Origin of the sequence: Streptomyces sp. NPDC091371, from assembly GCF_040684275.1 — a bacterium.
GTDB lineage: Bacteria > Actinomycetota > Actinomycetes > Streptomycetales > Streptomycetaceae > Streptomyces.
Map to the genome: position 1 here is coordinate 18,431 of NZ_JBFBFP010000068.1, position 10,509 is coordinate 28,939.

The window sequence follows — 10,509 nt, forward strand, 5'->3', positions numbered from 1 at the left end:
GGTCAGTCCACGGGGGAAGCCAGGCGGACGACGCGGGTGGCTTCGGCGGTGCCTCCCAGGTGCACCAGCGGGCGGCCTGCGGGGTCGTGTCGCGTCGCGGTAGAGGAAGCCGTGGCCGTCGCCGTGGCCGTGGCCGTGATCGTGGAGGGGCTGCCGAGGGAGTCGCCCATGTCGACGGCGATGTCGGTGATGCCCTGACCGGCCAGGTGCGAGGCGAGGCAGGCGGTGCTGTTGGCGTTGGCGATGTCTTCCGGGACGCCGATCGACGGGGCGAACATGCGGGCCGCGACCGTGACCGCGACCGCGACGCGGCCCGTGCGCATCGGCGCGCAGTAGACGAAGGAGCCCAGGAAGCCGAGGCGGTCGCAGGCGGCACGGAGACGTTCGAAGTCCGGGTCGAGGGCGACGAGTACGGATCGCGACCTCACGGGAACCAGCAACCGCGACCGCCCCACCGAAGCGACGCGCGCACCCGGAGCGAGCATGTCCGGGGTGATGCCGAGCGCGGGCAGGACGAGCCCGCACTCGACGCCGGTGGGCTCGCGCAGGTCGACGGTCCCGGCCTCGAAGCGGGCATGGAACTGGGCCCCCACCCGCACGGACCAGCCCGCGAAGGAACGCCCCGACGCGTGGAGGGTGGCGCGGTACTCATCGCCCCCGGCGCGCTCGGCCAGGAAGGCCAGGGCCGCGACCGTACCGTGGCCGCACGCGGGCAGTTCCCCCTCGGCCGTGAAGAAGCGGAGCGAAACGACGGGTTCGCCTCCGGGGCGGGAGTCGTCCACCGCGACGAAGACGGCGTGCGAGGTTCCCGCCAGCACGGGCACGCGACGGCGCTGGTCGTCACTCAACGGCGCCTCGTACAGCACCGCGGTGGGGCTCCCGCCCGCGCCCTGGCGCAGACACGCGCGGACGATCGCCACGGGCAGGGCGCGCAGCCCGCTCATCGGCGGTGGCCGGGACGTCGTACGGCGAACATCACGCGAAGCACCGTACCAACGCACCGCTTCCCCGGCCCTGAACCGTCCCGGCGGCCTCCGCCCCGGACGAGCCCGCTGCCGGGACGGGGGTGCGTCGGCGCCGACGCGTGGGGCGACTCGCATCCGTCCGGGATCCGCTCTGCCCGGTGTCAGCAACATCGGCCAGGATGAACCGCATGATCCAGACTCTTCCGCTGGCCCTCCCCGGCTCGCTCGTGGACCACCACCGGCTCGATCTGACCGCGCTCTACTCCAAGGGCTGGGGCGTGCACTTCTTCGATGTCGCCGGCGCGCCGAACGGCGAGGTGTACGCGCTGTACGGCGTGTACCGCCACACCTACGGAACCGCCGACGACGAACAGGACCCGCAGAAGGCGAACTTCGGGTACCGGGTCATCAGCCGGTACTCCGCGGACGCCGAGGTCCTCGGGACCGCACTGTTCCCCACCGGCGGCGCGCGTGAAGGGGATTCGGCCGTCGCCGGCGGCGGCGACATCAGCCTGTGCGTCCTGCCCGACGGAGTGCTCGCCATCAGCGCGAAGCCGAACAACACCACCCTCGTCGCCCCCGATCTGAGCCGGGTTCTGGCCGTCTACGACTCGAAGGACAGGCGGTCCTTCGAGCCGTTCACGCCGGCCGACGGAGACCCCTTCGCCTGCTCCGTCAGCGTCACACCCTCGGGCCGCCTGCTGTGCACCGTAGCCGAGTACGGCGTGTGGAGGTACGGCAGCGTCCTCACCAACCTCGTCGGCGTCGCCGACGGAGCCCTGACCGCCGACGCCAAGCCGGTGATCAACACACTGGCCTCCCTCGACCCCGAACCGGCCCATCAGAGCGACGTCGACCTGCGCGCGCACGCCACCTACCGAGGCGCCCCCGTCGGCCTGGCCAGCCGGCCCCGGCCCGCGCTGACCGAGCTGACGGCCGGCGAGGACAGCCTCTCGAGCTGGCACGACTCCCGCCTCGGCCGGCCCGTACCGCTCTCCGACAGCCTGTTCGTCGTCCCGTTCTACGCCAAGACGTTCCGCGGCGGCAGCCGCGGCCAGCCCTTCGTCTTCGCCCTCGTCAACGACCAGGGCGAGATGACCGGACGCCTCCACGGCCTGCACGAGTGGCGGGACTCCCCTTTCACCGGCTTCTGCTTCAACCTGGCCGCCGACGCCCACCGGGGCCGTGCCTTCCACCTCAACCGCTACGGCCTCTACGCCTGGAACAAGGGGGGAGTGCTCCGCGCCAAGCTGGACTCGGAGAACAAGACCTTCAGACCGCTCACCCACTTCGTCCTCGGGGCCTGCGCCCCCAACGGCGACCTGCTGCTCGTCCACACGAAGCAACACCTCATCCTGCGCGTTCCCGCACCCGACGACCTCACCGACCTGCCGGCCGCGGTGGAGGACGCACTTCGCTCGTACGCCCGCCAACGCACCGCCTTGAAGAAGCAGTGGGGCCCCGTCAACTGGCACTGGACGCAGACGTCCGCTCCGGTCCACCGCATCTGACCGCCGCGCAGGCTCGCTACGCGGCCGCACTTGTCGCTGGCGGCCTGGCCCGTCAGCCGCTTCCGGGGCTCCGTGCGGGGCGACGTAACCGGCGTTGTCGGACCCGCCTGCGATGCTGCGTGTACGGGACGAGGGGCGCGGCCAACGTCCCTGCCGATGACGAAGACTGGGGGGCACGGTGGCCGTTCGCGATGACATGTGGGCAGGCGTGGGGTGGGAGGAGTGGCAGGACCACGAGGCCATCCTCCGGCGCCTCGATCAGGGTGCCGATCCGGAACGGTGGAGCGGGGGGCGGCCCCTGCACCGGGCGGCCGGCTTCGGCTCGCCGCAGGTCGTCACGGAGCTGGCTCGCCGCGTCGCGGACGTGGACGCGCTGGAGAACGGGACGACGGCGCTCTGGGAAGCCGTCCTGTCCGGCCGGCCGGACAACGCCCGCGCCCTGGCAGCCGCCGGAGCGGATCCCTGGCGGCCGTCGATGGGCGGCTGGTCACCGGGGCGGCTCAGCCTGGCCGGTCCGACACCGGACCTCTTCGTGAGGCCCGAAACGGAACGCGGCCTGAGCGAGGCCGAGCGAAGGGCGGCCCGGGAGGCCAGACCCCTCGTCGCCGCGCTGGAACGGATCCTCTACGAGGGCACGGGCCTGGCCTGCGTGGCCGGGATCGATGCCGAGGAAGCGGCGCGCCGCCTGGAGGCGGCACCGGCGGTGGGGGAGGAAATCGAGGAACTGCTCGACGAGCCGTGGGCGTACGAGCCGGAGGAGAGCGAGCGGTTCGTCGGCGTGACGACCGTGCCGGGCGGTTGCGTGGTCACCCAGCCGTGGGGGGCCGTCCCGGTGAGGCTGGGTGTTCTGACCCGCCTGTCCGCCGGGACCGTCTGCTACGGGCTGTACGCCAACCCCAAGAGCGGCAACCAGGGCAGCATCTTCCGCAACGGCGTCGTCGAAGGCTGGGACCTCCACCCGGGCGGCGGACCACAGCCGGACGACACCCCCGAAGAGGTCCTCGCCTGCTACCTCTACCGTCGCAGCGCGGTGGCCTACGCGTGCGCTTTCGCGGGACTTCGGCAGACCCATCCACGCGCGGTCGTGGGGCCGCCCGACATGTGGCTCGAACTGCCGGAGCACGACTACTGGAAACACTGAGGCCTGGGGGCGTCCGCCGTCCGGACGGGCGAGAATGCCCTACCTGCACCAGCCCCGACGAGGCCGACCAGGCACGCAACCGCCTGAAGCTCGGCTCCCGCGGCAGCCGGCCACCGCGCTGTCGCCATGCGATGGACCAGGCCACCCTCCGCTACGAGGCGACCGTCCTGGCCGCAGCCCTCAAGGAATGGCTTCGGCCGGAGGTGGCCTGCCCGCCATCGTTCACCAATCCCGGCCGGAGGTCAGTTCCTCCGCGTGCGCGTCCGTGAACCCGTATGCCGACGCGACGAAGCGGAACTCGTCACAGATCCACTCACGCGCAACCGTCTCGATCCCGCTCCCGGCCGCCGCGAACTCCCTGTCCAGGAGGTTGAACTCCTCCGTCGCAGCCTGGGTGAGCGCATACAACGGCTTCAGATCCGACGGCTGCTCGACCTCAATGCGCTCGCACAACCGCAGCAGGATCGCCTTCCCCTACCACTGACAACGGCCGTGGACGGGGACCGACCGCACATGCGCGCGGGGCGTTGATCAGCTGTGCCCCTACCCTGACAGCGCTTCAACTGTTCGAGCCAGGGGTGGGGATCCGCATGGCAACGCCCACGACCGACGACACGGGGCCGGGTGGGGAGCGGAGGCTCCATCGTTCTGATCGCCCGAGGGAACATGACGGACGAGGGCTGCTCGACCGTCGCCGCGCTTGACCTCACGACCGGTCGCGAGCGATGGCACACGCCATGCACACCGGGGGACCTGCGCGAGACGTTCACCGACATGGTCGCCGTCGGTGGCGGTATCGCCGTCCTGCGAGACGCCGACGGCACGTGGGTCCCCGACACCCGGCCTCCCCCGTCTCCGGATCGAAAGCCGCTCTGCGCGCCTTCGATCTGCGGACCGGCGCCCCACGCTGGATAGAGGCCGTCCCCGACGGCTGCGTGCCCGAGCAGGTCGCCGCCGGGGAGCAGCAGGTCGTGGCCGTACTCGCTTGCGCCCGCACTGAACTGCGGCTCGCCGCGTTCGATCCGGCTGATGGCCGGCAGCGGCGGACCGCGCCCCTCGGCGGCCGGACGACCCCCGTACCGGACGGGCAGGTGACCCTGCGGTCCGCCGAGCCGGCGGTCGTACAGACCGGCGGGACGACGGAGGGCCGGCCAGGCGCCTTCCTCGCCTTCGGCGCGGGCGGAAAGGCCACCGGCCGGGTCGAGACCACCGGCGGATACGCAACGGTCCCGGCACGAGGCCCTCGACGAACTGCGGGTTCTCCGTGTACGCGCGCGAGCGAAGGATCGGCGACTGTCCTGGCGATCACGAGGGCGGGGTAGCGGCCCGGTGGTCGGAGGCGGCCGGGTCCTGGTGACGGGTGAGGGCCGTCAGTATTGCCGCCGGGCGGCCTGGCGGCCGGGCCGCCGGGTGCCCCGAGGCCGGAGGGCTTTTGCTGCCCGTTCACCCGCCCCCGGCGCCGGGCCGCTGATGTTTGCGGGGGCCAGTCTGCGGAGCGCAAGACCGGGGGAGGCGGCCGGGGCTCACCGCGCACGCATTCACTGGTGCGGCACTGCCACGCCTCTACGGCGAAGGAGCGTCGTCCGTCCCGCGCGTCCGGACGGCCGCGGCTCCGGCGCGGCTAGACCTTCACCCCCAGCAGCTTCCAGAGCGCCTCGGCCCCGTCCGGCGTCACCTTCACCGCGCGCCCGGAGCCGACCCGGCGCACCCACTGCCGTTCCAGGGCTGCGGAGCACAGGGCCGCGCCCAGTGCTCCGGCGAGATGGGGGCGGCGCTCCGTCCAGTCCAGGCAGCCCCGCACCAGGGGCCGTCGGGTACCCGGCGGTCGCTGGTAGCCCAGGGCATCGGTCAGCCAGGCCTGGCCAGCCGTAGTGACGGCGAGCCCGGAGTCGGCGGCGACTATGCCTCGGGCGATCATCGCATCGGCAAGGGCGACGCCGAGCCGCCCCGCCAGATGGTCGTAGCACGTGCGGGCCCGGGCTTCGGCGCTGAGCCGCACGGATTCGCGTAGGTTCTGCGGATGCGGGGTATCCGGGGCGTACGACGCGAGGGCTTCGATCAGGGCGGCCACCTCGGGGCCGGCCAGGCGGACGTAGCGGTGCCGGCCCTGGCGTTCCTCGGTCAGAAGTCCGCCCTCGATGAGGCGGGAGAGCTGCTCGCTGGCGGTGGAGGGCCGCACACCTGCGTGCCGGGCGAGCTCGCCCGCGGTCCAGGCGCGGCCGTCGAGCAGCGCCAGGCAGAAGGCGGCCCTGGTGCGGTCGGCGAACAGGCCGGCGGTCTCGGCGAGGGGGGACATGGGGACATGATGCCGCAGGGACGGTTCGGGCAGCGCCGAACCATCCCGGCCCTACCTTCGGGGCCATGACGCACACGACGCATGAATTCAACCGCTACGCGGACATCCGGGCGGCGCTTGCCGACCCGGCGCTCGTCCCGGATCTGCCGACCGTGGACGGAGGTCCGGGCGGCACGAGTGTCGCGTGGCTCCGAGCCACCGTGGCCCGATTCAGCTCCGGTGAGCCGCATCGGCGAAGGCGGGCCCTGGTGGAGGCCGAACTGGCCGGGATCGAGCCCGCCGCGCTTCGGCGGGCGGCAGCAGGGCAGCCCGAGGGGGAGACCAGGGTGCGAGTCGTGCGTACCCTCGCCGAGGCCCTGGGGATGCCGGAGCCCGGGGCGGTAGCGGAAGCGGTGATCGTGGTGGCCGGTGCCTACTTCGGGGGTACGGACGCGGAGGCGGGGGCGGACGCGGACAACTCGGTGGCCTGGCTGGTGGCGCAGTTGGTGCCGGGGCGGGCGGACGAAGCCGCGCTGGAGGCTGCCGCCAACCGCATCGGGCTGCTGGTGCAGGCATGCGCGGCGACGGCTGCACTGGTGGAGGCCTCGTCCGGTGGTGACGTACCGCTGGCCCGGGTGCTCCGGGAGGTGCCGCCGGTACGGACCACGCGCCGGATCGCCGCCCGCGCCACCCGCGTCGGCGATCGGGAGGTCGCCGTGGGCGATGTGGTGCTCCTGGATCTCGCGGCCGCCAACCACGCCCACTCCATCCCCCTCACCTTCGGTACACCACCCCGGCTCTGCCCCGGCCGGGCCCATGCCCTCGCCCTGTCCGAAGGCCTGCTCCGGCGCCCGCTGACCCCCTTTGCCAGACTGCACCACCAGGCCACCCCGCTGCTCCTGCCCAACGCCTGGGACTACGCTTCCGCCGCTGCCCTGGCGGCGCAGGACTTCGAGGCGATCGGCACCACAAGCCTGGGCGTGGCCGCGGCCGCCGGCCTGCCGGACGGGGCGGCCGCCACCGTCGACGCGACCTTGACGCTGGCCCGCCGACTCGGGCAGGGGTCCTTCCTGTTCACCGTCGATGCCGAAGCGGGCTTCAGCGACGACACGGAGGAAGTGGCCGAGCTGGCCCGAAAGCTGCACGCCGCCGGCGCTGCGGGCATCAACCTCGAAGACGGCCGCCCGGACGGCACCCTCACCCCCGCGGAACTGCACGCGGCGAAGATCGCCGCAGTCAAGGCCGCCGCGCCCGCGCTGTTCGTGAACGCGCGTACCGACACCCACTGGCTCGGACGCCAAGAAGAAGAGACCGCGGCGCGCCTCGCGATCTACGAACAGGCCGGTGCGGACGGGGTGTTCGTGCCAGGACTGTCGGATCCGGACGGAATCGCCGACCTGACGGCAAACCTGGTCGTCCCGCTGAACATCCTGTACACGCCGACCGGACCCACCCTCGCCGAGCTGGCCGCGCTGGGCGTGCGCAGGATCAGCCTCGGCTCGCTGCTCTACCGCACGGCCCTGGAGGCGGCCGTGACCACCGCGACCGGCATCCGCGCCGGCCGACGGTCGGATCTCAAGGCCCCCTCCTATGCCGAGGTACAGGCACTGGTCGGTGCCTGAAGGAGAGCGCTGTAGAAATCTCCGGCCATTCGCTTGATGCAGTACTCGAAACAGGCATCGGGCGCTGGCATGGGGAAGTTCGGGTGTGACGTCCACGACGGAACCCAGGTCGCGACCAGCCGCCAAGCGGTGCACGTTTGTCCGTACTTGGCGGAGCATTCAGAGGGCTCTGGCAAGATTTTCGTAGGCGGAGATCATCTCGGTGAGATGGCCGACCGGTCCGCATAGCGGCGGCGAAGGTGGGCCATCAGGACGACGCGGTGGCGGAGGAGTGGGACGCCAGCACGCCCGGCCATGATCCGTTTCTGGAGCTTGACGTCGGTGATGCGGCCTTCGTTGACCCCGGAGTTGTAAGGGGTGGTGATGCCCTGCGCGATGGCGTGCCGGTCTTCATGCAGGGCTCCGGCGAGGCCGGCGAGTGGGGCCAGTCCGCTGTTCGCGAGGTCGTCCAGCCAGCCTGGCAGGGGTGCGGCGTCCCGGTTGTCGAGCATGGTGGCGAAGCGGCGGACCAGGTCGTGGGTGAGCTTGAGTTCGGGGCAGTGTTCGAGAAGCCGGGGCAGGCGTTCGTTGATGTGCGGGTTGCGGTGGCGCGGGTGGGTGGTGATCCAGCGGGCCGCTTCGCGAGGTGAGGGTGGTCGCTCGTGTGGCTCGTCGATGGGTAGGCCCCGCCGGAGTGGCGCGACGGCCATTTTCACGCGCTGGTAGTGGCCGAGGTAGCCCTTGGCCTGCAGTTCTTCGTGAAGGATCTTCGCGCTGTGCTGTCCTTCGTCCCAGCGTTGTCGCAGGTACTCGAGGTAGGGATCCAGGGTGGAGGGCTTGCGGGGTGGCCGGCGCATCACTTCCTGCCAGGTGCAGGCGCGCGCGTACTTGCCGACGGTTCTGCGGTCCAGGCCGAGTTCGCGGGCCACGGAGCTATGGCTCCGGCCGGTGCGGGTCAGAGCATGGACAGCCTCGAACAGACTCTGGGCATGGCGCCCTGCCCGGGTGTTCGCCGCAGCGTCCTCGGTGGTCTCCTCGACCGGTGGGGGATCGTCTTCAGTGACCGTGGGCAGAGCCGCGGGCAGGCAGCCGCGATGGGCGGAGGCGATGTCTTGAACTCGGCGGGACAGGCCCTGCCAGAGGTGAAAGCGGTCGCTGACCTGCACGGCTTCGGGGGCCCCGGCCGTGATGCCCTGCCGGTAGGTGAGGGAGCCGTCGCGGCAGGCGACCTCGACGCCCGGGTGCTCTCGGAGCCACCGTCCGAGCTGTTCCGCATCGCGTCCTTCCCAGAGGCTGAGCGGGAGCCGGGTGATGGCATCGACCAGAAGCGTGCCGTAGGTGCCGCCGTAGAGCGCGAAGTCGTCGACCCCCAGCACCCGGGGCGTGACCAGTGGCGGCAGCGGCACCCGCATCAGCTGGGACAGGACGGCGACCCGCGAGAGCCTGATGTTCAAGATCCGAAGCATCCGGGCTCCGCCCCGGCCAGCCAGCACCACGCCCACGGCCTCCACCAGGCACTGCAGTCGCGGTGTCCGCCGCTGATAGCGCGCTGTCAGGCCGGGTACTTGCTCGGCGAAGGTCACCTTCGGGCAAGTCGTGTTCTCGCAGTACAGACGGCGCACGGACAACTCGACGCGCAGAGGCCGGCCCGCGAGGGTGACGTCGGCCAGGCTCCGTACATACCGACTGTGGCACCACACGCTGAGCTGACCGCATCCCGTACATCTCGCCGGTTCACCCGATCTCGTGCGGGCGCCGACCGTCACCGCGGCATCGGAGACCTCGACCGAGCTCACCAGCACATCAGACAACTGCGGTAACAGACTGGCCAGTTCAACAGAGCACAGTGGCAGGCTGCCCGCTTTGCGGACCGGCCGACCACGCCACCGAGATGATCTCCGACTACGAAAATCTTGCCAGAGCCATTCAGAGGCGTACGCCGACAGGAGGAAGCGACACATCGTGGTGGGTACCCGAGGGCTCCCCCTGCTGGTCATGGTCACCCCGCCGACATGAACGACCGTGACCCTGCCAAGGAAGTTCTCTCTCGCCTCCGGCTCACGCACCTCGAGATCACCATGGTCTGGGCCGACTCTGCCTACGTCGGTCAGCTCGTCGACTGGGTGAAACCCACCTGCGGTTGACGGTCAAGACTGTCAGTCGACCCAAGAGCACCTCTGGGTTCGTCGTCCTGCCACGTAGATGGGTCGTCGAACGCACACTGGCATGGCTGATGCACGCGCGCCGCCATGCCCGCGACTACGAGCGGCTCGTCCAGCACAGCGAAGCCCTTATTACATGTGCAGCCATCACATTGATGACAAGGCGGCTCGCCTCCCGACTCTGCGGACCGCCTGGTCTGTCAGGTGTCGTACTCGCCGTTCCATGGAGCCGAGAAGCCCAAGCCGTCGGGATAGAGCTCAGCCCAGTCGTCCTCGCCGTTCTCGTCCTCGGCATGGCACTCCGTGATCAGGCCGAAGACCACACCGTCAACGGTGAGCTGGAACGGCCGGATGGCGATGGCGCAGTACTCACGCTCTGCGAGGCCTGCGAGGACTGCGGTCAGTCGGGCTTCCGCGCGGGCAACCACAGAATGCTCGTCACGCGGGCGCTTCATCTGCTCTGCCCAAGTACCGGCGCACCAGATGTCGGACTCCTGGTGGTGTCCGTCGTGGTCGAACTTGTGGAGCACGGCGAAGAGCCGCTTCTGCTCCTCCCAGCCGTCCCCCATCGCGAATCCGTCTCGGAAGGCATAGGTGACCGAAGCCAGAAACTGGCCGCCGCTGAATCGGCCGATGGTGCTCGTCCGATAGTCCGGCTCATGGGCGATGGGGATGATCTCAGGGACAGCCATGCCCGCACCTTAAACATCAGGTGAGCCCCGCCTCTCACCGGGCCCTAGATCGGAAACAGGCACTGAGCTTGTCCTACCTTCCAAGTGTGGGTCTGAGTCGGTCATTCGTAAGATCGGCGGATCCGGGGGTTCTGGGTATGGCTGTGAGCTTGTCGCCGTTGG

At 70.8% G+C, this 10,509-nt stretch carries 9 protein-coding genes and 1 pseudogene; 5 read left to right on the forward strand and 5 right to left on the reverse strand.

Annotation, left to right across the window (positions count from 1 at the left end; all coding sequences use genetic code 11):
* Window positions 1–2: 2 nt before the first annotated feature.
* On the reverse strand, window positions 3–944 hold the full coding sequence (locus tag AB0O21_RS37750) for a PhzF family phenazine biosynthesis isomerase (protein ID WP_365179636.1): 942 nt from the start codon (window positions 942–944) through the stop codon (window positions 3–5).
* Between the two features lie 209 nt (window positions 945–1,153).
* On the opposite strand from AB0O21_RS37750, the gene AB0O21_RS37755 reads away from it, so the two are divergent.
* Together AB0O21_RS37755 and AB0O21_RS37760 are read left to right on the forward strand one after the other, a co-directional pair.
* The gene (locus AB0O21_RS37755; RefSeq protein ID WP_365179639.1) at window positions 1,154–2,476 is read left to right on the forward strand and encodes a hypothetical protein; all 1,323 of its coding nucleotides are present in this window, start codon (window positions 1,154–1,156) and stop codon (window positions 2,474–2,476) included.
* Between the two features lie 178 nt (window positions 2,477–2,654).
* A complete protein-coding gene (locus AB0O21_RS37760; protein WP_365179642.1) occupies window positions 2,655–3,617 on the forward strand; it encodes an ankyrin repeat domain-containing protein in 963 nt (320 codons plus the stop codon).
* A 222-nt stretch (window positions 3,618–3,839) separates the two neighbouring features.
* On the opposite strand, the gene AB0O21_RS37765 is transcribed toward AB0O21_RS37760, so the two are convergent.
* On the reverse strand, window positions 3,840–4,082 hold the full coding sequence (locus AB0O21_RS37765; RefSeq protein WP_365179660.1) for a DUF5713 family protein: 243 nt from the start codon (window positions 4,080–4,082) through the stop codon (window positions 3,840–3,842).
* A gap of 359 nt (window positions 4,083–4,441) precedes the next feature.
* Between AB0O21_RS37765 and AB0O21_RS37770 the strand changes: the two genes are divergently transcribed.
* Window positions 4,442–4,939, forward strand: coding sequence for a hypothetical protein (locus AB0O21_RS37770; protein ID WP_365179645.1), 498 nt, complete (start codon window positions 4,442–4,444; stop codon window positions 4,937–4,939).
* Between the two features lie 299 nt (window positions 4,940–5,238).
* Here the strand turns inward: AB0O21_RS37770 and AB0O21_RS37775 are convergent, their stop codons facing one another.
* Window positions 5,239–5,913 (reverse strand): winged helix-turn-helix domain-containing protein, encoded by a 675-nt coding sequence (locus AB0O21_RS37775; protein WP_365179648.1) that lies wholly within the window; start codon window positions 5,911–5,913, stop codon window positions 5,239–5,241.
* Window positions 5,914–5,978: 65 nt separating this feature from the next.
* Here AB0O21_RS37775 and AB0O21_RS37780 point away from each other — a divergent pair, with 65 nt between their 5' ends.
* A complete protein-coding gene (locus AB0O21_RS37780) occupies window positions 5,979–7,514 on the forward strand; it encodes an isocitrate lyase/phosphoenolpyruvate mutase family protein (protein ID WP_365179651.1) in 1,536 nt (511 codons plus the stop codon).
* Between the two features lie 194 nt (window positions 7,515–7,708).
* Here AB0O21_RS37780 and AB0O21_RS37785 read toward each other — a convergent pair whose 3' ends face one another.
* On the reverse strand, window positions 7,709–9,289 hold the full coding sequence (locus AB0O21_RS37785; RefSeq protein WP_365179654.1) for an ISL3 family transposase: 1,581 nt from the start codon (window positions 9,287–9,289) through the stop codon (window positions 7,709–7,711).
* A gap of 374 nt (window positions 9,290–9,663) precedes the next feature.
* Between AB0O21_RS37785 and AB0O21_RS37790 the strand changes: the two are divergent.
* Window positions 9,664–9,828, forward strand: a pseudogene (locus tag AB0O21_RS37790) (transposase); the annotation flags it as partial.
* Between the two features lie 27 nt (window positions 9,829–9,855).
* On the opposite strand, the gene AB0O21_RS37795 reads toward AB0O21_RS37790, so the two are convergent.
* Window positions 9,856–10,347, reverse strand: a complete 492-nt coding sequence (locus AB0O21_RS37795) for a hypothetical protein (protein ID WP_365179657.1) — start codon at window positions 10,345–10,347, stop codon at window positions 9,856–9,858.
* Between the last annotated feature and the right edge of the window lie 162 nt (window positions 10,348–10,509).